At 75.2% G+C, this 20,390-nt stretch carries 19 protein-coding genes and 1 riboswitch; of the genes, 7 read left to right on the forward strand and 12 right to left on the reverse strand.

Annotated elements, in window-relative coordinates:
- Positions 1 to 27: 27 nt before the first annotated feature.
- The 3 genes from bioD to bioB all read right to left on the reverse strand — a co-directional run bounded on the left by bioD (position 28) and on the right by bioB (position 3,385).
- Positions 28 to 747, reverse strand: coding sequence for a dethiobiotin synthase (gene bioD, locus Sdia_RS14775; RefSeq protein WP_100455581.1), 720 nt, complete (start codon positions 745 to 747; stop codon positions 28 to 30).
- 81 nt (positions 748 to 828) lie between these two features.
- The gene (locus tag Sdia_RS14780) at positions 829 to 2,169 is read right to left on the reverse strand and encodes an adenosylmethionine--8-amino-7-oxononanoate transaminase (protein WP_100455582.1); all 1,341 of its coding nucleotides are present in this window, start codon (positions 2,167 to 2,169) and stop codon (positions 829 to 831) included.
- Entirely contained in the window at positions 2,162 to 3,385 is a 1,224-nt protein-coding gene (gene bioB / locus Sdia_RS14785; RefSeq protein ID WP_189500310.1) for a biotin synthase BioB, read from the reverse strand. Before bioB ends, Sdia_RS14780 begins: the two co-directional genes overlap by 8 nt.
- Before the next feature lie 174 nt (positions 3,386 to 3,559).
- Here bioB and Sdia_RS14790 point away from each other — a divergent pair, with 174 nt between their 5' ends.
- Positions 3,560 to 4,792 carry an 8-amino-7-oxononanoate synthase gene (locus tag Sdia_RS14790; RefSeq protein ID WP_189500311.1) on the forward strand — a complete coding sequence of 411 codons (1,233 nt, stop codon included), beginning with the start codon at positions 3,560 to 3,562 and terminating at the stop codon, positions 4,790 to 4,792.
- On the opposite strand, the gene Sdia_RS14795 is transcribed toward Sdia_RS14790, so the two are convergent.
- On the reverse strand, positions 4,761 to 5,000 hold the full coding sequence (locus tag Sdia_RS14795; RefSeq protein WP_100455585.1) for a DUF397 domain-containing protein: 240 nt from the start codon (positions 4,998 to 5,000) through the stop codon (positions 4,761 to 4,763). The two genes, Sdia_RS14790 and Sdia_RS14795, sit on opposite strands and share 32 nt — an antisense overlap.
- A gap of 9 nt (positions 5,001 to 5,009) precedes the next feature.
- On the reverse strand, positions 5,010 to 5,873 hold the full coding sequence (locus tag Sdia_RS14800) for a helix-turn-helix domain-containing protein (RefSeq protein ID WP_100455586.1): 864 nt from the start codon (positions 5,871 to 5,873) through the stop codon (positions 5,010 to 5,012).
- A gap of 251 nt (positions 5,874 to 6,124) precedes the next feature.
- On the opposite strand from Sdia_RS14800, the gene Sdia_RS14805 reads away from it, so the two are divergent.
- Positions 6,125 to 6,553, forward strand: coding sequence for an ATP-binding protein (locus Sdia_RS14805; protein WP_100455587.1), 429 nt, complete (start codon positions 6,125 to 6,127; stop codon positions 6,551 to 6,553).
- A 47-nt stretch (positions 6,554 to 6,600) separates the two neighbouring features.
- Here the strand turns inward: Sdia_RS14805 and Sdia_RS14810 are convergent, their stop codons facing one another.
- The 4 genes from Sdia_RS14810 to Sdia_RS14825 all read right to left on the reverse strand — a co-directional run bounded on the left by Sdia_RS14810 (position 6,601) and on the right by Sdia_RS14825 (position 11,149).
- Complete coding sequence (locus tag Sdia_RS14810) at positions 6,601 to 7,074, reverse strand: C40 family peptidase (protein WP_100455588.1); 474 nt, start codon at positions 7,072 to 7,074, stop codon at positions 6,601 to 6,603.
- Between the two features lie 3 nt (positions 7,075 to 7,077).
- A riboswitch (cyclic di-AMP (ydaO/yuaA leader) is annotated at positions 7,078 to 7,248 on the reverse strand.
- A gap of 760 nt (positions 7,249 to 8,008) precedes the next feature.
- A complete protein-coding gene (locus Sdia_RS14815) occupies positions 8,009 to 9,223 on the reverse strand; it encodes a GNAT family N-acetyltransferase (protein ID WP_100455589.1) in 1,215 nt (404 codons plus the stop codon).
- A gap of 104 nt (positions 9,224 to 9,327) precedes the next feature.
- Complete coding sequence (locus tag Sdia_RS14820; RefSeq protein WP_100455590.1) at positions 9,328 to 10,059, reverse strand: lysophospholipid acyltransferase family protein; 732 nt, start codon at positions 10,057 to 10,059, stop codon at positions 9,328 to 9,330.
- Between the two features lie 121 nt (positions 10,060 to 10,180).
- Complete coding sequence (locus Sdia_RS14825) at positions 10,181 to 11,149, reverse strand: Rieske (2Fe-2S) protein (RefSeq protein ID WP_100455591.1); 969 nt, start codon at positions 11,147 to 11,149, stop codon at positions 10,181 to 10,183.
- 233 nt (positions 11,150 to 11,382) lie between these two features.
- Here Sdia_RS14825 and Sdia_RS14830 point away from each other — a divergent pair, with 233 nt between their 5' ends.
- The 3 genes from Sdia_RS14830 (at position 11,383) to Sdia_RS14840 (ending at position 13,256) form a co-directional block, all read left to right on the forward strand.
- On the forward strand, positions 11,383 to 11,613 hold the full coding sequence (locus Sdia_RS14830) for a DUF6480 family protein (protein WP_100455592.1): 231 nt from the start codon (positions 11,383 to 11,385) through the stop codon (positions 11,611 to 11,613).
- Positions 11,614 to 11,751: 138 nt separating this feature from the next.
- Positions 11,752 to 12,336, forward strand: a complete 585-nt coding sequence (locus Sdia_RS14835) for a cysteine hydrolase family protein (RefSeq protein ID WP_100455593.1) — start codon at positions 11,752 to 11,754, stop codon at positions 12,334 to 12,336.
- Entirely contained in the window at positions 12,333 to 13,256 is a 924-nt protein-coding gene (locus Sdia_RS14840; protein ID WP_100455594.1) for a GlxA family transcriptional regulator, read from the forward strand. The genes Sdia_RS14835 and Sdia_RS14840 overlap by 4 nt, the downstream gene beginning before the upstream one ends.
- Positions 13,257 to 13,290: 34 nt before the next feature.
- On the opposite strand, the gene Sdia_RS14845 is transcribed toward Sdia_RS14840, so the two are convergent.
- The 3 genes from Sdia_RS14845 to pgm all read right to left on the reverse strand — a co-directional run bounded on the left by Sdia_RS14845 (position 13,291) and on the right by pgm (position 18,118).
- Positions 13,291 to 14,073 carry an SAM-dependent methyltransferase gene (locus Sdia_RS14845; RefSeq protein ID WP_100455595.1) on the reverse strand — a complete coding sequence of 261 codons (783 nt, stop codon included), beginning with the start codon at positions 14,071 to 14,073 and terminating at the stop codon, positions 13,291 to 13,293.
- A 159-nt stretch (positions 14,074 to 14,232) separates the two neighbouring features.
- A complete protein-coding gene (locus Sdia_RS14850) occupies positions 14,233 to 16,254 on the reverse strand; it encodes an ABC transporter ATP-binding protein (RefSeq protein ID WP_229831393.1) in 2,022 nt (673 codons plus the stop codon).
- 223 nt (positions 16,255 to 16,477) lie between these two features.
- On the reverse strand, positions 16,478 to 18,118 hold the full coding sequence (pgm, locus tag Sdia_RS14855; protein WP_189500312.1) for a phosphoglucomutase (alpha-D-glucose-1,6-bisphosphate-dependent): 1,641 nt from the start codon (positions 18,116 to 18,118) through the stop codon (positions 16,478 to 16,480).
- A 153-nt stretch (positions 18,119 to 18,271) separates the two neighbouring features.
- Here pgm and Sdia_RS14860 point away from each other — a divergent pair, with 153 nt between their 5' ends.
- Positions 18,272 to 19,036 (forward strand): uracil-DNA glycosylase, encoded by a 765-nt coding sequence (locus Sdia_RS14860; RefSeq protein ID WP_100455597.1) that lies wholly within the window; start codon positions 18,272 to 18,274, stop codon positions 19,034 to 19,036.
- 328 nt (positions 19,037 to 19,364) lie between these two features.
- On the forward strand, positions 19,365 to 20,315 hold the full coding sequence (locus Sdia_RS14865) for a TauD/TfdA dioxygenase family protein (RefSeq protein WP_189500313.1): 951 nt from the start codon (positions 19,365 to 19,367) through the stop codon (positions 20,313 to 20,315).
- The last annotated feature ends 75 nt before the right edge of the window (positions 20,316 to 20,390 follow it).

Below are 20,390 nucleotides of genomic sequence, written 5' to 3' on the forward strand. Positions count from 1 at the left end.
CCCGTGGACGGCGGCCCGCGGGCCCGTTCAGCCCGCCGCCCAGCTCTCCCGGAACCTCGCCGCGTCCCATCGCCCGCCCAGCTCGGGCGCCAGCCATTTCGGCGCCGCCGCCCTGAACGCCTCCGGGCTGAGGCTCCCGGCCCCCCACGGCACCGCCCCCAGCAGCGGGGCGCCCGCCGCCTCGGCCAGGTCCTCGGTGTTGCAGCGTTCGGCGAGCCCCGGCTGCTCGGGCCAGCCGCCGATGAGGGTGCCGGTCAGTTCCAGGCCCCGGGCGCGGGCGGCCTCGGCGGTCAGGGCCGTCGCGTTGAGCGCGCCGAGCGCCGCCGGGACCACGACGAGGAGCCGCGCGTCGAGCAGCCGGGCCGCCTCCGCGAGGGTGTTGCCCCGGTCGTCGAAGCGGACCAGCAGCCCGCCCGCACCCTCGACCAGCACCAGGTCGTGCTCGGTGGCCAGTTTGGCGGCCGCCTCGGCGACGTCCTCGGGGCCCACCGGCGGCGCCCCCGCCCGGCGGGCGGCCGTCGCCGGCGCCAACGGGTCCGGGAAGCGGGCCAGTTCGGCGGCGGTGACGGGACCGGCGAGGCGGGCCACCTCGTCGGCGTCGCCGCGCTCGCCGGGCAGCAGGCCCGTCTGGGCCGGTTTGAGGACGGCCACGCTCCGCCCGGCCGCCAGGGCGGCCGCGGCGAGCGCCGCCGTCACCACCGTCTTGCCGATCTCCGTGCCGGTCCCCGTGACCACCAGTACCGTCATCGCTCCGCTCCCCGGCGGCGTCGCGCGCCGCCTCCGCCTGGCCCCGTCCCCATCACGTACTCCGCACGCCGTCGGCGTGGCTCACCCGGCCCCCGCCGCAGCGCACACCGCCCGGCCGATCCGGGCCACGTCGGCGTCCCCGGTCACGTACGGCGGCATCGTGTACACCAGGTCGCGAAACGGCCGCAGCCACACTCCCTCGCGCACCGCCGCGCGGCTCGCCGCCGCGACGTCCACCGGATGGTCGAGCTGGACGACGCCGATCGCGCCCAGCACCCGTACGTCCGCCACGCCCGGCAGGCCGGCCGCCGGGGCCAGCGAGGCGCGCAGTCCGGCCGAGATCCGGGCGACCTCCCCCTGCCAGTCCTGGCCGGTGAGCAGGTCGAGGGAGGCGTTGGCCGCGGCGCAGGCCAGCGGGTTGCCCATGAAGGTCGGGCCGTGCGCGAGCACCGGCACCTCGCCCCGGGCGATGCCCGCCGCGACCCGGCCGGTGCAGAGCGTCGCCGCCAGCGTGAGATAGCCCCCGGTCAGCGCCTTGCCCACGCACATCACGTCGGGCGAGACCCCGGCGTGCCCGGCCGCGAAGAACGCGCCGGTGCGGCCGAAGCCGGTGGCGATCTCGTCGAAGACCAGCAGCACGCCGTGGGCGTCGCACGCCTCCCGCAGCACCCGCAGCAGTGCGGGCGAGTGGAAGCGCATCCCCCCCGCCCCCTGCACCACCGGCTCCACGACCACCGCCGCCAGCTCGTGGGCGTGCCGCTCCACCGTCTCCCACAGGTGCGCCGTGTACGCCTCCGAGGGCGGAGTGCCGAAGCCGTCCGGGGGCGCGTCGGCGAACACCTGGCGGGGAAGCACCCCGGACCACAGGTCGTGCATGCCTCCCTCGGGGTCACAGACCGACATCGGCTGCCAGGTGTCCCCGTGGTAGCCGCCACGCCAGGTCATCAGCCGGTGCTTCTCCGGCCGCCCCAGCGAACGCCAGTACTGGAGGCACATCTTGGCCGCCACCTCGACCGACACCGACCCGGAGTCGGCGAGGAAGACGTGTTCCAGGCCCTCCGGCGCCAGCTCCACCAGCCGCGTGGCCAGCCGCACGGCCGGCTCGTGGGTGAGCCCGCCGAACATCACATGGCTCATCCGCCCCAACTGGTCGCGGACCGCCTCGTCGAGCACCGGGTGGCGGTAGCCGTGCACCGCCGCCCACCAGGAGGACATGCCGTCGACCAGCTCCGCCACCCCCTCGACGGGCTCGGCCAGCCGCAGCCGCACGCCGGACGCCGACTCCACGACCAGCGGGTCGGTGGTCCCCGGCATCGGGCCGTACGGGTGCCAGACGTGCCGCCGGTCCAGTTCGAGCAGCCCCGCCGGGTCCGCCGGGAAGGCCCCGGCGGACGGCAGGAGCGCCTGCGCGGGCTCAGGCATTGGGGGCGACATCCGTTCCCGCGCCCCGGCGCCGCACCGTCACCAGATCGGTCCGGGCCTCGCCCGTCTCCCGCGCGGCCGGCACCCCGCGCTCCTCGGCCGCACCGCCGCACGGGCCGCAGCCGTCGGCACCGGCGCCGCCGCAGGCGTGCGTCGCCGTACCGGCGTCCTCCGCGGGGCCGTGGCCGCCGCAGCCGCCGCCCAGCACGTCGGCGCGGTGCGCGGGCAGCGTCGTGGTGCCCGCGCCCTCCACCTCGAACCCGGCGTCGGCGATCATCTCCAGGTCCGCCTGTCCCGCCTGGCCCTCACTGGTCAGGTAGTCGCCCAGGAAGATGGAGTTGACCAGGTGCAGGGCGAGCGGCTGGAGGGTGCGCAGGTGCACCTCGCGGCCGCCGGCCAGCCGCACCTCCACGTCCGGGCAGACGAACCGCACCATCGCGAGGATGCGCAGCGCCCGCTGCGGGGTGAGGTTCCACTCGCGGGCCAGCGGCGTCCCCTCGAAGGGGATCAGGAAGTTCACCGGCACCGAGTCCGGGTCCAGCTCGCGCAGTGAGAAGACCACGTCGACCAGGTCCTCGTCGCGCTCGCCCATCCCCGCGATCAGCCCCGAGCAGGCCGACAGCCCCGCGCCCTGCGCCCGCTGGACGGTCTCCACCCGGTCCTCGTAGGTGTGGGTGGTGGTGATCTCCCCGTAGGTCGCCTCGGAGGTGTTCAGGTTGTGGTTGTACGCGTCGGCGCCCGCGGCGCGCAGCCGCTCCGCCTGACCCTCCGACAGCAGCCCGAGACAGGCGCAGACCTCCACGTCCTCATGGGCCGACTTGATCGCCTCGATGGTCTTCGAGACCCGGTCGACGTCCCGGTCGGTCGGGCCGCGGCCGCTCGCCACCAGGCAGACCCTTTTGGCGCCGCCCGCCAGGCCCGCGGCGGCCGCCTGGGAGGCCTCGTCGGCGCCCAGCCAGGTGTACTTGAGGATGCCCGCCTGCGAACCGAGCCGCTGCGAGCAGTAGGAGCAGTCCTCGGGGCAGAGCCCGGACTTGAGGTTGACCAGGTAGTTCAGCTTCACCCGGCGGCCGAACCACTGGCGCCGTACCCGCCCCGCCGCGGCCACCACGTCGAGCAGGTCGTCGTCGGAGGTGGCCAGCACCGCCAGCGCCTCGTCCCGGGTCGGCAGCTCGCGCCGAAGCCCCTTGTCCACCAGCGTCTTCAGGAGATCCATGCGGCTGATCCTGACGCACCGGACCGGCCCGGGCCAAGGAGACTTCCTACAACGCACCCTGAAAGTGCTGTGGGTATTACCACACCCTGCCCCTGCTTCCGACCGGCTAGCCTCTGTGCACTGCTCACAAACGGCGGCCCGGCCGCCCTGCCCCGGCGACGCTGAGGACGACTCATGCCCCACCCCACCCCCGGCCTCGTCGGCCCGTTCGCCTGGACCACCGAGGCGGCCGCCCGCCGCGCCGAGGCCGGGCTGACGCGGGCCCTGCGCCCGAGGCCCGCCGCCTGGGGCACGCTGGACCTCGCGGGCAACGACTACCTGGGCCTCGCCCGCCACCCGGAGGTCACCGGAGCGGCCGCCGAGGCCGCCGGCCGCTGGGGCGCCGGCGCCACCGGCTCCCGGCTGGTCAGCGGCAGCACCGCGCTCCACGCCGAACTGGAGCGGGAACTCGCCGACTTCTGCGGTGCCGAGGCCGCCCTCGTCCTCTCCTCGGGCTACGCGGCCAACCTCGCGGCCGTCACCGCGCTCGCCCCCGTCGGGACCCTGCTGGTCTCCGACACCTCCAACCACGCCTCGCTCATCGACGGCTGCCGACTGGCCCGGGGCACCACCGAGGTGGTCGCCCACGCCGACCCCGACGCGGTCCGCAAGGCACTCGCCGCCCACCGGGGCCCGGCCCTCGGCGTCTTCGACGCCGTCTTCTCCGTCGACGGCGACGCCGCCCCGCTCCCGGCGCTCGCCGCCGCCTGCCGGGAACACGGCGCGGGCATCCTCGTCGACGACGCCCACGGCCTCGGGGTCCTCGGTGAGGGCGGCCGGGGCAGCGCGCACGCCGCCGAGCTGGCCGGGGCGCCCGACACCGTCGTCACCGTGACCCTCTCCAAGTCGCTGGGCAGCCAGGGCGGCGCCGTCCTCGGCCCGGCCGCCGTCATCGACCACCTCGTCAACACCGCCCGCACCCTCATCTTCGACACCGGCCTCGCCCCCGCCGCCGCAGGCGCCGCGCTGGCCGCCCTGCGCCTGCTGCGTGCCGAACCGGACCGCGCCGCCCGGGTCCGCCGCACCGCCCGCGCCCTGTACGAGGGGATCGCCGGCGCCGGCCTCCAGGCCGCCCGGCCGGACGCGGCGGTCGTCTCGGTGCGCGCCCCGTCGGCCCAGGAGGCGGCCGACTGGGCCGCCCGCTGCCGGGAACAGGGCGTGGCGGTGGGCTGCTTCCGGCCGCCGTCCGTACCCGACGGCATCTCGCGGTTGCGGCTGACGGCCCGCGCCGACCTCACCTCCGCCGACCTGGACCGGGCCCTGACCGTCCTCACGCGGACGGCCCCGCCGTCCGCCCGCCGAGCGGGAGGGGGCGGGGCCGCCGGAGCGCCGGGTGTCAGGCCGTCGGTCCAGGGTCCTGGGCGGTGACGAAGCCCCGCCAGGCGGCAGGGGAGAAGAGCAGCGCGGGGCCGGGGGCGTTCTTGGAGTCCCGTACCGCGAGCAGACCGGCATGGGGACCGGAGGTGAGCTCGGCGGTCTCCACGCAGTTGTTCATCCCGGTGCTGCGGCTGCTGCGCCGCCACCGGACGCCTTGCAGTGAGCTGCTGACCGGGACGTACCGAGGCTGTGCGGTCACGGCGCCTCCTTACGGGCCGTCGTCGTGCTTCTCGGCGAGGAGAAGCAGCGAGTCCTCTGCTGAAAGCGCCCGCGCCTGAAGGGAGGCGAAGGCGTCGGCGTATGCCGAGAGGTCTTCTTTCCGTTCCAGATAGAGGCTACTCGTGAGGTGGTCAAGAACGACCAAATCCAGGTCGTTCATGTTCGGAAAGGAGAAGATGACGAAAGGGCCCGTGAGGCCGATGTGTTCACCCGAGGTGAACGGCAGCACCTGGATCACGACGTGGGGGAGGGCCGCCGCCTCCCGTAAGGCGGCCAACTGGCCACGCATCACCTCCGGACCGCCGATCCCGCGGTGCAGCACCGACTCGTCGATCACCGCGCGCAGCTCCAGCGGCGGATCGGCCCGCAACACCTCCTGCCGGGCCAGTCGCACCTCCACCAGCGCGTCCACCTGCGCCGGGGGAACACCGGCCAGCGAGGCCCGGGTCACCGCCCGCGCGTACCGCGGGGTCTGGAGCAGCCCCGGCACCACCGAGGTCTCCAGCGTCCGCATCCATGCCGCCTGCGACTCCAGGCTGATGAAGTCCCGGTACTCCGGCGGCAGCACGCCCCGGTAGCGGTGCCACCAGTGCCGGTGCTCACCGTCCTGTTCGGTGCCGGCCAGGGCCACCAGCAGCTCGCGCAGTCTCGGATCGCGTACGTCGTAGGCGTCGAGCAGGCGGCGCACGTCCCCGGGCTTCACCCCGCTGCGGGCCGTCTCGATGCGGCTCACCTTGGACTGGTGCCAGCCGAGCAGGCCGGCCGCCTCGCCGCTGGTGAGCCCCGCGCGGCCGCGAAGGGCCTTCAGCTCGGCTCCGAGCTTGCGCCGGCGTACGGCGGGACCGTTACGCATGCACGTCTCCTTCCGGTGGCCGGTTCGGTGCGGGCGAAGCCGCCCATGGCACACCCGGAGGACGGGCCCAATACGGTCGCCCGTCGCAGAGTTCACCGCATCGGGCGACAGATATATGCATATCTTGGGGGATCGGCCTACGTGACGGACGACACAGTGGCAGTCTGACAAGAAGGCAACCGGTCCCGCCACACCCCGAGTTCATCCGTCCACGGGTCCGCGACCGGCTCCGAGGAAAGGGCGACGCAGCCATGGCAGACCACCACGAAGCAACCGTCACTCTGCCGAGCGATCCGGCCTCGGTCTCCGCCGCCCGCACCCATGTCCTGACCGTCCTCACCGAGTGGGGACTCCCGGTGGACTCCGAGGTGGCGGACGCCGTCCGCCTGATCATCTCGGAACTGGTCACCAACGCCGTCCAGCACACCCAGGGCCGTTCGCCCACCTTCACCGTCGGCATGGCGCTCGACCAGGACGAGCGGCTGCGGCTCGGTGTCACCGACAGCCACCCGCGCTTGCCCAGACGGCTTCCGGCTGCGGTCCGGGAGGACAACGGCCGGGGCCTGGCCATCGTCCGCTGGCTCACCGCCGAGCAGGGCGGCCGGCTCACGGTCGTCCCGACCCCGGAGGGCGGCAAGACCGTCCGGGTCGACCTGCCCTGGCCCACCGCCGTCGGCTGACCCGTACGCGCACGCCGTGCGTACGGGCCGGCCGACGGCGGCAACGGTCAGTTCACGCGGCCGTACCGCACGTTGCCGGTCCAGATCTTCTCCAGCCGCACCACCGCTCCGCTCTTGGGGGAGTGCCAGATCCTCCCGCCTCCGGCGTAGATGCCGACGTGGTAGACGTTGCCGCCGGAGTGGAAGAAGACGAGGTCGCCCTTGCGCCGGTTGGCGGGGGAGATGCGTTTGGTCCGGTTGTGCTGCTGCGCCGCCGTCCGTGGCAGCGTCTTCCCGGCCTTCTTGTACGAGTAGAGCGTCAGCCCCGAACAGTCGAAGCGGCGTGGGCCCGTCGCCCCGTACTGGTAGGGCGAGCCCTTCTTGGACGAGGCGATCCTGAGCGCCTTGGCGGCGTGGGTGGCCGCCGCCGCCTCGGGCGCGGCGCCGGGGGCCACCAGGGAGGTGCTCATCGCGGCGAGGGAGAGGGCCGAGACCGCGCCGGCCCGGGAGAGCAAGGAGGGGACTCGATTCCGCTCAGTCATGCGTAACCCTTCGTCAGCCGCCTGTGAAGGATGACCTGTCGGGTTCGGACCTGCGAAGTCGCCCGGCCGCCGCGGCGGCTTCACCCCAAGGGCCGTGGGAGACCGTCACCGGTCTGCCGGGCCCGTCGTGCCTGGGTCCTCCACTCCCGCCGATCCACTCGGTGTCGACCTGTCGTCCGGACGGCGGCAGGACTCGGCGTCCGCCCGGACCGCCCCGCCGCTGCGGCGGGGGCTTGTCGTCCTGACGGATCTTCACGTACGGCGGCGCTGTTTCGCGGTAGGGGCGGGCGGTTTGTGCGTTCGGTCGCCCCTGCCCTGTTCGAGTGGGCATGGTGGGCGGCCCGGGCGTGTCCCGGGGATGGCGGAGGGCCGGACCAGCGGCGGAGCGGCCGACGCGCGGACGGGGGCGGACGGCGGGCGCAACCCGGAGGGGCCCGGAGGAGGGGCCCGGAATACACCGTCCGGGGGTAGTCCGTACGGGCCGTTCCGGGCGTGGCGCGCCGGGCGCGTGGCGCGTGGTGCGCTCCGCCGCGAGGCGTACGGCGCTCGGCGGGGCCGGGGGAGCGTGACCGCCCCGCTCTCCGGCGCCCCCGTCGGGTCGAGGAGCGTGCCCGCCGCGCGGCGGCAGCGGTCCGCGCCCTCCGGCTCCGCCCCTGCTCTGAGCCGGCCCCCGGTGACGGGTGCGCGCCGGTACGGGGATCTGGCTCGCCCGTGGCAGGGGCCGGCCCGGCCCGCCGTCGCCGACGTCGTCCCGGCCGGCTGACGCAGGCGTCCGCCCGCCCTCCGGAGCAACGCGTCGGTGAGCGGGCGGGCGCCGGATGGGCCCGGAGCGGCTGAGGCGCGCAGCTCGGCCTCCGCGGCCGGCCGCTCGCCGCCTGCGAAGCCCGCCGGCCGGGGGCAAACGTGCCGGGGCCGGTGGCTGGCGGGCCGCCGGTCAGAACCAGTGCAGGCAGTGCGGGGGGCGTTCGGGGCGGAAGAAGGCGTCGGCGAGGGCGGCCGCGTCAGGGTGGTGGGCCCGTACGTGCCCGGCGCGGACGAGCGTGCTCGGGGCGGTGCCGCCGAGGTAGAGGGAGCCGAGGTCGCTGACGTCCAGGGACAGATCGGGTTCCCGGTCCGTCGGGACGCAGTCGGCCTCGCCGTCCCGGACGGTCAGCAGGTGGCGGCCGTGCTCGCCGAGGAACGGGTCCTCGACGTCCAGGACCAGTTCGCCGTCCACCGGCCAGTCCCGGGCCGTCAGCGCGCGCGGCACGTCCAGGAGCCGCACCCAGAGCCAGTCGGTGTCGCCGCCGGCCTCTCCGGCGCGGAGGTCGGCGAACTGACGGCGCAGCGGGTGACCGGGCGGGAGGTGTTTGAAGACGACGGTGGAGACCAGGTCGTGGCCGAGGACGAACCGGGCCAGGGCGGTGAAGACCGCGTCGTCGGTGGTGATGGTCTCGTCCACCGTCAGGGTTCCGGACTCGACCGCGTAGCTGGCGTACCCGTCGGGGACACCGCCGGTGTCCCGGTGGACGGCGATGTAGCGCGGTGCAGCGGAGACCGGGGCCTGGCCCGCGCGCAGGCGCCACCAGCGGTGCGGCCGGGAGAGCGCACCGGGCTGGGCGCGGCGGTACCGGTCGTAGACCTCCTCCAGGATCTCGCCGCACTCGGACCGGCGCAGCACCTCGACCGTGCCGGCCGGTGCGGGGAGCGCGGGGCGGGCCCGGGGAACCGCGAACGCGGCCTTGTGGCGGGCGACGGTGAGCCTGGTGGTGTACGTCGCGGGGCCGTAGCCGTACCTGCCGTAGATCGGGGCCTCGGAGGCCAGCAGCACGGAGAGGAACTCGCCCTGCTCCCGCAGGCCGGCGAGCTGGTGCCGCATCATCGCCCGCAGCACGCCCTGGCGCCGGTGGGTGGGCAGGACACCGACGGCGGTCACCCCGGCGGCCGGGACGAGGGCCCCACCGGGCAGGGTGAGTTCGAAGGCGTGGGTCGCGGCGGTGCCGACGGGCCGTCCGTCCGCGGCACGGGCGAGCAGGCAGCGGTCCGCGTCGAGCGCCGACCACCAGAGCCCGCCGCCGTCGACCGGGGCCTCCGGGAAGAGCCCGAAGGCGGCGTGGACGGTGTCGACGAAGACGTCGAGATCCTCGTCGGTCGCGGAACGGATCTCCATGGCGGGGTTGCCTCCTCGGGTGCCGGACACCACATCGCGCGGTGGCGGCCACAGTGCGCGGCCGGCCCGCGGGCAGGCGGAACTGTTCCACGGCCGGGCCGACGCTACCCCGCTCGGTTCGGGTGCCGGACCCCGGCCCGCCTCTTCTCCTTGCGCCGCTCGTCCTCCTCGGCCTTGGCCTCGGCCGCGTAGCGGTCCACGTACTCCTGGCCGGAGAGGGCGAGGACGGCCGTCATGATCTCGTCGGTGACCGCCCGCAGCACGGCCTTCTCGTCGGCGAGCCCGGCGTGCCGCGAGAAGTCCAGCGGCTCACCGAAGCGGATGCGGACACGGCGCGGGCTCGGGAACCTCTGCCCCGGCGGCTGCGCCTCGAAGGTGCCGATCATCGCGCACGGGACCACCGGCACCCCGGCCCGCAGCGCCATCGCGGCCACCCCGACCTTCCCCTTGTAGAGCCGCCCGTCGTGCGAACGGGTGCCCTCCGGGTAGATGCCGAGCAGCTCGCCCCGGCCGAGGACGCCGAGCCCCTCGCGAATCGCGGCCTGGCCCGCCTCGCGGCCCGAGCGGTCGACCGGGATCTGACCGGCGCTGCGGAAGAACACGGCGGTCAGCCGCCCGCGCAGGCCCGGCCCCGTGAAGTACTCCGCCTTGGCCAGGAAGGTGATGCGGCGCCGCAGGATCGCCGGCATCAGGAAGTGGTCGGCGAAGGAGAGATGGTTGCCCGCGACGATCGCCGCGCCCTCCTCCGGTACGTGTCCGAGCCCCTCGACGCGGGGCCGGAACAGCAGCCGCAGCAGCGGCCCCAGCAGGACGTGTTTGAGTAGCTGGTAGAACACGGACGTTCGCTCCCGCACCGTCGGATCGGCTCTGGACGGCGGGGCGTTCGATGACCGCACCGCGTCTCGAAGAAGCGAATTCTAGGCCGGGCGGGGGCGTCGGGGGAGGGGGCGACGAGGTTCAGCGGTTGCGGACCGGCGCCGGCCGGCTGCGGCGCCGTGTACCGCGGCGGAGTCTCACCTCGACCTCGCCGTCGGTGACCCGCGCGTCGAAGACGGGCTGCGGGGCGGTGGCGGGGCCCTCGACGTTCCAGCCGTCGGAGAGGCGGAAGACGCTGCCGTGCCAGGGACAGGTGACGCAGCCCTCCTTGACCGTCCCCTCGGAGAGCGGGCCGCCCAGGTGGCTGCAGTGGTCGGCGATGACCGAGAGCGTGTCGTCGGCGTCCCGTACCACCAGGACCGCGAGGTCCTCGATCATCCGGCGCACCGGCCGCCCCAGCGGGATGGTGGTCAGCTCGCCCAGGCTGTGCCAGCCGGGCGAGACCAGGTGCGGGAAGCTCTCGGTGTGGTTGGCGCCGGACGCCTGGCGGAAGGCGAGGTGCCCGCCGATGGCGCCGCCCGCCCCGATCACGGTGAGCCCGGCCAGTGCCAGCATCCGCCCGGCCCCCTCGCGGCCGACGAGCCGCGCGCCGAGCGAACCGGCGTAGCAGAAGACCCCGGCCGAGTTCAGCACGGCGTGGACGAGGCCGACGCGCACCTGTTCCTTGTGGAGGTCCGCCCAGTCCGCCCAGCCGGTGACCGCGGCCGGTCCCGCTCCGGCCAGTCCGACGGCGATCAGCACGCGCGAGGGCACCTTGGCCCCCGGTACCAGGTCGAGGACGGCTGAGGAGAGCCAGGCGCCGACCGGGACCTGCACCATGACCGGGTGCACGGGGTGGCCGAGCCACTTGCCGTGCAGGACGTCGCGGGCGGCGCGGGAGAGCGGCAGCGACCGCACTCCGCGCCGCAGCGGTTCGGCGACGGCGTCCAGCACCGAGGCGCGCTCCAGCCGGTCCATGGTGCGCAGCACCAGGCCGGGGCGTTCGTTCTTCGGCAGGGCGCGGCGCAGCGCCGAGCGGACCTGCGCCGTCGTCGTCTCCGCGGTGATCATGGTGGGGCTCCCTCACGGTCGGCTGCGGCGCCGGCCGGCCCCCGGCGGGCGCCGGGCCGGTCCCTGGCCGTCGCGCCCCATCCTGGGACGGCGGGCGGAGGCGCGCACCCCGGGCCGGTCGCCTCCGGCCCGGCCCCGGACCGTTTCCGGAGGCGCGAACGCGGCGGGAGAGGCGGCTGAGAATTCTGGTGCCGGATGCGATGAGGATGGGGCCGAATGGGTACAAACACTCCATGAGCGCACACTCGATCCATGCGAAGTCGCGCGTCACCCCCGGAATGAGGGGCGGTGGCGGGCCCCGACCGCAGGAGACACCCCCGGCCGAGGACGGCGTCGGCGGCACCGGCCCCCGGGAGACCCACAACCCGACCAAGGGCTGGGCCGCCGGGCCACTCGCGGCCATCGTCATCGTCAGCGTGCTGGTGGCCCTGTTCTTCCTGGCCTACGCGATCATCATCCTCTGAGCCCGACCGCCACGCGCCGGTCCGCCCTCGGCCCCCCCAGGGCCGGGCGGGGGGCCGAGCCCGTCCTGACCGGATCGTTCCGCGGCGGGCCCCGATCGTGCCTGCCGCCGGGAGGCTTCGGGAGGCCACCCTGGTCCCATGAACCGCGCCCTGATCGTCATCGATGTCCAGGAATCCTTCCGAGCCCGCCCCGAGTGGAGCCGGATGGCCGATCCGGACATCGCCCGCCCGGTCGACCGCCTGGTGGCCCTCGCCCGGGACCGGGGTGACCTCGTCGTCCGCGTCCTGCACACCGAGCCCGGCACCGGCAACGCCTTCGACCCCGAGCAGGGCCACGTCCGGCCCCTCGCCGAACTGGCACCCGCTCTGCCCGGCGAACCCCTGCTCACCAAGACCGCGCACAACTGCTTCACCACCACCCCGCTCCAGCGCCTGCTGACCGAGGCCGGCGTCACCGCGCTGTGGCTCTGCGGAATCCGCGCCGAGCAGTGCGTCGAGACCACCGCCCGGCTCGGCAGCGACCTCGGCTACGCCGTCACCTTCGTCACCGACGCCACCACCACCGACGGTGTCGGCGGGCTCGGCCCCGCCCAGATCGTCCAGCGCACCGAGGCGGTGCTGCGCGACCGGTTCGCCAGGATCGCCACCGTCGCCGAGCTGGAGGCGGAAAGAGCGGCAGAGCGCACCGGCGGACCCGCCGGACTGGCAGTATCGCCCGGGTGACCCATGTCGTCCTCCTGCTGCTGCCCGGCGTCCACCTGCTCGACCTGGCCGGACCGGCGCAGGTCTTCAGCACCGCCGCCGATTTCGGCCACCCCTACCGCCTGAGATACCTCGCCGAGCGGGAGCAGGTCGTGAGCGCCCAGGGGCTGCCGCTCTCGGCCGTCACCGACTGGCCCGAGCTGGGCCCCGGCGACCTGCTGCTGGTCCCCGGCCGCCGCTCGCTCCGGCTGGGCGGCGGCCCCTGGTTCGGGCCCGGGATCCGCGAGCGGCTGCGCGCCCACCACGCCGCCGGAGGGACCGTCGCCAGTGTCTGCTCCGGTGCCGGAGCCCTGGGCGAGGCCGGACTGCTGGACGGGCGCCGCTGCACCACCCACCACGAACTCCAGGACGAACTGGCCGCCCGCCACCCGCGGGCGACCGTGGTCCGCGACGTCCTGTACACCACCGACGACCGGGTGGTCACCTCCGCGGGCATCGCCAGCGGTATCGACCTCGCCCTGCACCTGCTCGCCGAACGCCACGGCCCGGCGCTCGCCGCCCGGGTCGCCCGCAGCATGGTCGTCCACGCCCGCCGCAACGGCCACGAACCCCAGGCCAGCGTCATGCTGCGGCACCGCGCCCACCTCGACGACGCCGTCCACCGCACCCAGGACCTCATCGACGCCCGGTTCGCCGAACCGCTGCCCCTCGCCGGCCTCGCGGACGCCGCCCGGGTCAGCCCACGCACCCTGACCCGGCTCTTCGCCCGGGCCACCGGCGGGCTGACCCCGCTCCGCTACCAGCAGCAGCTACGGCTGGAGCACGCCCGGCACCTCATCGGCCAGGGCACCCCGGCCGAGACCGCCGCCCGCGCCGTCGGCTTCAGCGACGCGCGGATGCTGCGCCGCCTGCGGCACCGCGAGGCGGCGGCCACCGCCTGAGCCCCGGCGTCCGTTCGCCGGACCTCCGTCCGCTCTACGGGACCCGGGCCACCCCCACGTAGAAGCCGCTGCGTTCACTGACCGGCGCGGGCTCCTCCCGGTACCAGCCGGTCGCCGTCACCAGGCCGGGCGCCGCCAGCTCCAGCCCCGCGAAGAACCGCTCGACCTCGGCGCGGGTGCGCATCCGCAGCGGGATCGCGCCCTCCTTGTAGGCGTCCTTGGTGCTGCTCTCCAGCTCCGGGTGCTCATCGGCGGTGCCGTGCGAGAGGACCAGCCAGCTCCCCGAGGGCAACGCGTCGACCAGCGCCCGCGTGATGCCGTACGGGTCGTCGCCGTCCGGGACGAAATGGAGCAGGGCGATCAGCGACAGGGCGACCGGCCGGTCGAAGTCCAGGACCGAACGGGCGTGCATGATGATCGACCCGGGGTCGCGTACGTCGGCCTCGATGTAGTCGGTGACGCCCTCCTCGCTGCTGACCAGCAGGGCCTCGGCGTGGCGCAGCACGATCGGGTCGTTGTCCGCGTAGACCACCCGGGCCGAGGGGACGACGGCCTGCACGATCTGGTGGAGGTTGGGCTCGGTGGGGATACCGGTGCCGATGTCGAGGAACTGGTCGACCCCCTGCCCGGCCAGCCAGGCGGCCGCCCGGTGCATGAAGGCCCGGTTGCGGGCGGCGTTGCCCCGCGCCTCGGCCGGGAGCTTCTCCCCGACCCGCTGGTCGACGAGGTAGTGGTCCTTGCCGCCGAGAAGCCAGTCGTAGACCCTGGCCGGGTGCGGCCGGCTGGTGTCGATCGCGGGTTTGGGCGTTGCCGTCATGGGCTGCTCCGGTGGGGCTCGGAGGTATGGGACGCGGAACCGGCCGGACACGGGCCCGGCCCCCGGTACGCCCCTGAGGCCGCTCAACTCCCTTGCGCACCGCGCGAGGTGCCTCACGGTCGGCCAGGTGGTCCCCGGTCAGCCGGATTATGCCATCGCTCACCTGCTCGATTCGGCAGGGGCGGGCGGCGGAGGACCGGCGCACGCGGGGTTCTGCCCGGCGTCGGCCTCATCCGCCGCCTCGGCCGCCGGTCCGGCCCGGTGGGGGAGCGGCGGCCCGTCCCCGGTCTCCGGCGGGCCCGGCTCGTACTGTGCCGCCTGCGCCTCGTACATGGCGGCATAGCGGCCGCCCGCCGCGAGGAGCGTGTCGTGGGTGCCCTCCTCGGCGACCCGGCCGCCGTCCAGGACGTAGATCCGGTCGGCCCGGCGCACGGCCGCCATCCGGTGGGTCACCAGCACCACCGCGCGGTCGGGCCCCGCCAGCCCCCGGATGCGGTCGAAGGCGGCGATCTCCGCCTCCGGGTCCAGTGCCGAGGTCGGCTCGTCCACCAGCAGGAAGCGGGCGTCGCGGTACTCCGCTCGGGCCAGGCCGATGCGCTGCCACTGGCCGCCCGAGAGGTCGCTGCCGCCTCTGAAGACCCGCGACAGCAGCGTATGCAGGCCGCGCGGCAGCCCCTCGACCAGCGGGCCGGCGCCCGCCGCCCGGGCCGCCTCCAGGACGGCCCGCTCGTCGCCCGGCCGGTCCGGAGCGCCGATGCGGATGTTGGTCCCGGCCGTCATCGGCCACCGTTCGAAGTCCTGGGTGACCAGGCCGACCTGGGCGAAGAGCTGGGCGCGGTCCGCCTCGCGCAGGTCCACCCCGTCCCACAGCACCCGGCCCGAGGCCGGCAGCAGCAGGCCGGCGAGGAGCTTCATCAGCGTCGACTTGCCCGCGCCGTTCTCCCCGACCACCGCCGTCACCTCGCCCGTCCGCACCCGCAGCGACACTCCGTCGAGCACCGGCTCCGCCCGGTCCGGGTAGCCGAACCGCACCGTCTCGAAGCGCACCTCCGCCACCTTCTCCGGCAAGGGAACCCCGCCCACCGGGACGGCCCGCTCCGCCGCCCGCGCCACACACTTCTCCAGGTCCGCCACGTACAGCGACTCCTCGGTCACCGCGTTGAGGTTCACCACCAGGGCCCCGAGCGTCGCCGACCCGGTGCGGATCGCCACCACCGCCGTCCCCGCCACCGCCAGGTCCACCCGCCCGGACACCACCAGCAGCGCCAGCGCGACCCAGGTCACCAGCATGGCCAGCCCCGAGAGCGCGGCCGCCGCCAGCTCCGTGCCGGCCCGCTCCCGCGCCAGCCTCGCCTGCTCCGCCTCGGCGTTGGCCGCCATGGCCCGGTAGTGCCGCAGGAGGAACGCGCCCGCCCCGTGCACCCGGATCTCCGGCGCGGAGTGCCGCGAGGTCAGATGGCGGCTGATCAGCGATCCGGCCCGCCGGTGCTCCACCCAGTGCATCACCGAGGCGTACCGGCGCTGCGTCACCCGCATCGCGCCCCAGCCGCGCGGCGCCGCGATCAGCACGAGCATCGGCAGCAGTACCGGATGCAGGACGGTCAGGACGCCAGCCGCCGCCAGCAGCGACAGCAGACTGTTCACCGTGGAGACGCCCTGCCCCACCATCCGCCGGGCCGAGGAGGCGCCCATCTCGGCGACGTCGATCAGCCGCCGGAACTCGCCGTCCTCCACCGCCTCCAGTTCCACCGCCACGACCGCGCCCAGGAACCGCTCGTTGGCGGCCCGCTCCACTTTCGGCTCCAGCCGCCCCGTGGCCGCCGTCGACAGCGAGGCGAGCAGCGCCCCCGCCACCGCCACGGCCCCGCCGGCCGCCAGCGCGGGCAGCGCGCCGTACAGCCGGTCGGCCACTTCGCCGACGCCCAGCAGCGCCCCCAGCACCTGGTTGACCAGGACCAGCCCCACCGCCGCCGCGACGCCCTGCCCCACCTCGGCCGCGCCCACGGTCCACAGCGCCCGCCGGTCGGCCCGCGCCGCCAGCCGCAGCGTGCCCGCCACCATCCCCGGGAAGGCCCGCAGCGTGGAACGCAGGGTCTGCCCCTCGAAGGCGTACTCGTGGGTGGACCAGCCCAGGTCGTACCGGAGCGGGCCGCCGAACAGCTCCTGTTCCGACTCCGACACCGGGGGTTTCGCGGCCTTTCCGGGCCGTCGCCCGCCGGGCAGCCTCATCGCCGCGCCCCGTCCCCGCACCCGCTCGCCACCGCGTCTCCCCTCGCCGACGGTCCGGACGGGCACACCCTCCCCGCCCCGCCGGCCCGCTACGCACCGCGCCCCCCGTGCGACCACGGTGTGCCCCCGGACGCCCCTCCCGCATGAGGCCGGGCGCCCGGGGGGAAAGGGCCTGTCAGCCGTCGAGGGCGGCCCGCACCACGGCCTTCGCCGCCTCCTGGACCTCGGTCAGGTGCTGCTCGCCGCGGAACGACTCGGCGTAGATCTTGTACACGTCCTCGGTGCCGGACGGCCGGGCGGCGAACCAGGCGTCCGCCGTCGTGACCTTGATGCCGCCGATCGACGCGCCGTTGCCCGGCGCCTCGGTGAGCACTCCGGTGACCGGCTGCCCGGCCAGGGTGTCCGCCGTGATCTGCTCCGGCGACAGCCGCGCGAGGACCGCTTTCTCCTCGCGGGTCGCGGGCGCGTCGATCCGGGCGTACGCCGGGGCGCCGAACCGCTCGGTCAGCTCCGCGTACCGCTGCGAGGGGCTGCTTCCGGTGACCGCGAGGATCTCGGAGGCGAGCAGCGCCAGGATGATGCCGTCCTTGTCGGTGGTCCACACCGAGCCGTCCCGGCGCAGGAAGGAGGCGCCCGCCGACTCCTCACCGCCGAAACCGAGCGAGCCGTCCAGCAGCCCGTCCACGAACCACTTGAAGCCGACCGGCACCTCCACCAGCTCCCGGCCGAGGTCCGCCGCGACCCGGTCGATCATCGACGAGGAGACCAGCGTCTTGCCGATCCCGGTGGCGGCGGGCCACCGCTCGCGGTGCTCGAAGAGGTAACCGATCGCCACCGAGAGGTAGTGGTTGGGGTTCATCAGCCCGCCGTCGGGCGTGACGATGCCGTGCCGGTCGGCGTCGGCGTCGTTGCCCGTGGCGATGTCGAACCGGTCGCGCCCCTCGATCAGCGAGGCCATCGCGTACGGCGACGAGCAGTCCATGCGGATCTTGCCGTCCCAGTCCAGCGTCATGAACGACCAGGCCGGGTCGGTCCGCGGATTGACCACCGTCAGGTCGAGTCCGTACTGCTCGGCGATCCGGCCCCAGTAGCCCACCGAGGCGCCGCCCAGCGGGTCGGCGCCGATCCGCACCCCGGCCTTGCGCACCGCCGCCAGGTCCACCACCGAGGCGAGCGCGTCGGCGTACTGGCTGAGGAAGTCGTGCCGGCCCGTCGTGGGCGCGGCCAGCGCCCGCGACCACGGGATACGCCGGACCTCCTTCAGCCCGCCCGCGATGATCTCGTTGGCCCGGTCCTGGATCCACCGGGTCGCCTCGCCCGCCGCCGGGCCGCCGTTGGGCGGGTTGTACTTGAACCCGCCGTCCGTGGGCGGGTTGTGCGAGGGCGTGACCACCACACCGTCCGCCAGGTGCCCGGTGCGCCCCCGGTTGTACTCCAGGATCGCCAGTGACACCGCCGGCGTCGGCGTGTACCCGTCGGCGAGGTCGAGCAGCACCCGCACCTCGTTGGCGGCGAAGACCTCGACGGCCGTCACCCGGGCCGGCTCCGACAGGGCGTGCGTGTCCGCCCCCAGGTAGAGCGGGCCGTCGGTGCCCTGGAGCGCCCGGTACTCGCAGATGGCCTGGCTGGTGGCGGCGATGTGCGCCTCGTTGAACGCCGTCGCCAGCGAGGACCCCCGGTGTCCGGAGGTGCCGAACGCGACCCGCTGCGCCGGGTCCTCGGCGTCGGGCCGCAGCGCGTAATAAGCCGTCACCAGCCGTGGGACGTCGACCAGGTCCTCCGGCCGTGCCGCCTCTCCCGCACGCTCGTGGGCCATCCGCCTTCTCCTTCTCCTCGTCCGACCGGGCTCCGCCGCCATCTTCGCCGCTGCCCGCCGCCGCCGCGAGTACACGCCGCCGTGGCGGGGGCGTCCGGACAGCGGCCACCGGGCGGCCGAGCTCCGCCCGCCCCGCCCCCGTACGGTGGCCCCATGCACGACCCCGCCGCCCCGGACCCGAACGACCGCGACTACCCCGCCCTCATGGCGCCCGGCGCCCGGGACCTGGACGCCCTGGACGCCCGGCTCGTCGACTGCCGGGCCTGCCCGCGGCTGGTGGAGTGGCGCGAGGAGGTCGGCCGGGTGCGCCGCGCCGCCTTCCGCGACGAGACCTACTGGGCCCGGCCCGTACCCGGATTCGGGCCGGCCGACGCCCCGCTCGCCGTCATCGGGCTCGCCCCGGCCGCGCACGGCGGCAACCGCACCGGACGCCTCTTCACGGGCGACCCCACCAGCGACTTCCTCTTCGCCGCCCTGCACGCCGCGGGCCTCGCCGCGCTGCCCCACTCCCGCAGCCGCGACGACGGCCAGCGGCTCTACGGCACCCGGCTGGTCTCCCCGGTGCACTGCGTCCCGCCCGACAACCGCCCGAGCCCCGCCGAACGCGACAACTGCCGCCCCTGGATGGCCCGCGAACTCGACCTGCTCGGACCCGCCCTGCGTGCCGCCGTGGTCCTCGGCGGCTTCGGCTGGCAGGCGCTGATGCCCGTCCTCACCGCCGCCGGGTACGCCGTCCCCAGGCCCCGCCCGGTCTTCGGCCACGGCGCGCACACCCGGATCGAGGGCCCCGACGGCCCGCTCGACCTCATCGGCTGCTACCACCCGAGCCCGCGCAACACCTCCACCAAACGCCTCACCCCCGCGATGGCCACCGAGGTCTTCCGCCACGCCGCCCGGCTCGCCGGCGCCGGCCGCTGACCCGCCCTCTGCCGCTCCGCGCCGCCCTGCGATACGGTGCGGCCATGCACCAGCACCCCCGACTCCGCACCCGGGAAGCGCCGTTGAGCGCCTCCTGCGCGCAGGGGGTACGGCGCGGGCTCAGCCCGCTGCGCCGCCGTGGCCGGGTGGGTTCGCCCCCGGCCCTTACCTGTCGCTGATCCCCGGCACCCCCGCCGCGGCCAGGCAGCCCGCCGAGGACCCCGTGTCCACCAGGCCGGCCACGCTCGACCTCCCCGCGCGGGGCCCCGCCCGCCCCACCCCGCCGCGCGCCTTCGCGCCGCGGCTCCTAGCAGAGGGAGACCGACCGATGAGCATCACCGCGGAACCGACCACCACCGCGCCGGCCGCCGGCCCGCTCCTGCGCGACCACCGCGTCCCCGCCGACGGCATCCACGAGGGCCCCCGCCTGCTGCGGCGCCTGCCCGAGGGCACCGAGGACCGGCCGTACGAGCGGTTCACCCTCGTCCCGCAGGGCCCCCTCATCGGTGCCGAGATCCGCGGCCTCGACCTCTCCCGGCCCCTGGCCGAGGCCCACCGGGCCGAACTCGACCGGGCCCTGCTGGAGTGGAAGGTGCTCTTCTTCCGCGGCCAGCACCTCACCTCCGCCGCCCAGCGCGACTTCGCCCGCGCCTGGGGTGAGCTGGAGACCAACGCGCTGCTGGCCGCCGGCGACGCCGAGGACGTGGTCCGCTTCGACCGCAGCCAGGTGCCCACCTTCGAGAACGTCTGGCACGCCGACACCACCTTCCGCGAGAACCCCGCCCTGGGCGCCGTCCTCCAGCTCCGCGAGGTGCCCCCCTACGGCGGCGACACCCTGTGGGCCGACATGGCCGCCGCCTACGACAACCTTCCCGAGGCCGTCCGCGAGCGCGTCGAGGGCCTGCGTGCCGTCCACGACTACCTGCCCGGCTTCGCCCGCTTCACCTCCGCCGACCACCTCGCCGCCTTCCAGGCCACCTTCCCGCCCGTCGAGCATCCCGTGGTCCGCCGCCACCCGCGCACGGGGCGCCGCACCCTCTTCGTCAACACCTCCTTCACCACCCGCGTCACCGGCCTCCCGCAGGAGGAGAGCGACCGGCTGCTCCGGTACCTCTTCCAGCAGGCGCACGTCCCCGAGTACCAGGTCCGCTTCCACTGGCGCGCGGGCGACGTCGCCTTCTGGGACAACCGCGCCACCCAGCACTACGCCAGCGGCGACTACGCCGGCCACCGCCGGGTCGCCGAACGGGTCGCCGTCGTCGGTGACCGTCCCCACTGACCGGTCCGCGCCACGCCGCTCCCACCCGTGCGCCGCGCCCGGCGCGAACAATCGACGCACCCCCACTAAGGTGCG

It is taken from the genome of Streptomyces diastaticus subsp. diastaticus (assembly GCF_011170125.1).
Classification (GTDB): Bacteria; Actinomycetota; Actinomycetes; order Streptomycetales; family Streptomycetaceae; genus Streptomyces; species Streptomyces diastaticus.

Excerpts from the sequence above, each read along its gene's own strand:
- bioD (WP_100455581.1), bottom strand. The coding sequence starts at position 747 with ATGACGGTACTGGTGGTCACGGGGACCGGCACGGAGATCGGCAAGACG.
- Sdia_RS14780 (WP_100455582.1), bottom strand. The coding sequence starts at position 2,169 with ATGCCTGAGCCCGCGCAGGCGCTCCTGCCGTCCGCCGGGGCCTTCCCG.
- bioB (WP_189500310.1), bottom strand. The coding sequence starts at position 3,385 with ATGGATCTCCTGAAGACGCTGGTGGACAAGGGGCTTCGGCGCGAGCTG.
- Sdia_RS14790 (WP_189500311.1), top strand. The coding sequence starts at position 3,560 with ATGCCCCACCCCACCCCCGGCCTCGTCGGCCCGTTCGCCTGGACCACC.
- Sdia_RS14800 (WP_100455586.1), bottom strand. The coding sequence starts at position 5,873 with ATGCGTAACGGTCCCGCCGTACGCCGGCGCAAGCTCGGAGCCGAGCTG.
- Sdia_RS14805 (WP_100455587.1), top strand. The coding sequence starts at position 6,125 with ATGGCAGACCACCACGAAGCAACCGTCACTCTGCCGAGCGATCCGGCC.
- Sdia_RS14810 (WP_100455588.1), bottom strand. The coding sequence starts at position 7,074 with ATGACTGAGCGGAATCGAGTCCCCTCCTTGCTCTCCCGGGCCGGCGCG.
- Sdia_RS14815 (WP_100455589.1), bottom strand. The coding sequence starts at position 9,223 with ATGGAGATCCGTTCCGCGACCGACGAGGATCTCGACGTCTTCGTCGAC.
- Sdia_RS14825 (WP_100455591.1), bottom strand. The coding sequence starts at position 11,149 with ATGATCACCGCGGAGACGACGACGGCGCAGGTCCGCTCGGCGCTGCGC.
- Sdia_RS14830 (WP_100455592.1), top strand. The coding sequence starts at position 11,383 with ATGAGCGCACACTCGATCCATGCGAAGTCGCGCGTCACCCCCGGAATG.
- Sdia_RS14835 (WP_100455593.1), top strand. The coding sequence starts at position 11,752 with ATGAACCGCGCCCTGATCGTCATCGATGTCCAGGAATCCTTCCGAGCC.
- Sdia_RS14845 (WP_100455595.1), bottom strand. The coding sequence starts at position 14,073 with ATGACGGCAACGCCCAAACCCGCGATCGACACCAGCCGGCCGCACCCG.
- pgm (WP_189500312.1), bottom strand. The coding sequence starts at position 18,118 with ATGGCCCACGAGCGTGCGGGAGAGGCGGCACGGCCGGAGGACCTGGTC.
- Sdia_RS14860 (WP_100455597.1), top strand. The coding sequence starts at position 18,272 with ATGCACGACCCCGCCGCCCCGGACCCGAACGACCGCGACTACCCCGCC.
- Sdia_RS14865 (WP_189500313.1), top strand. The coding sequence starts at position 19,365 with ATGAGCATCACCGCGGAACCGACCACCACCGCGCCGGCCGCCGGCCCG.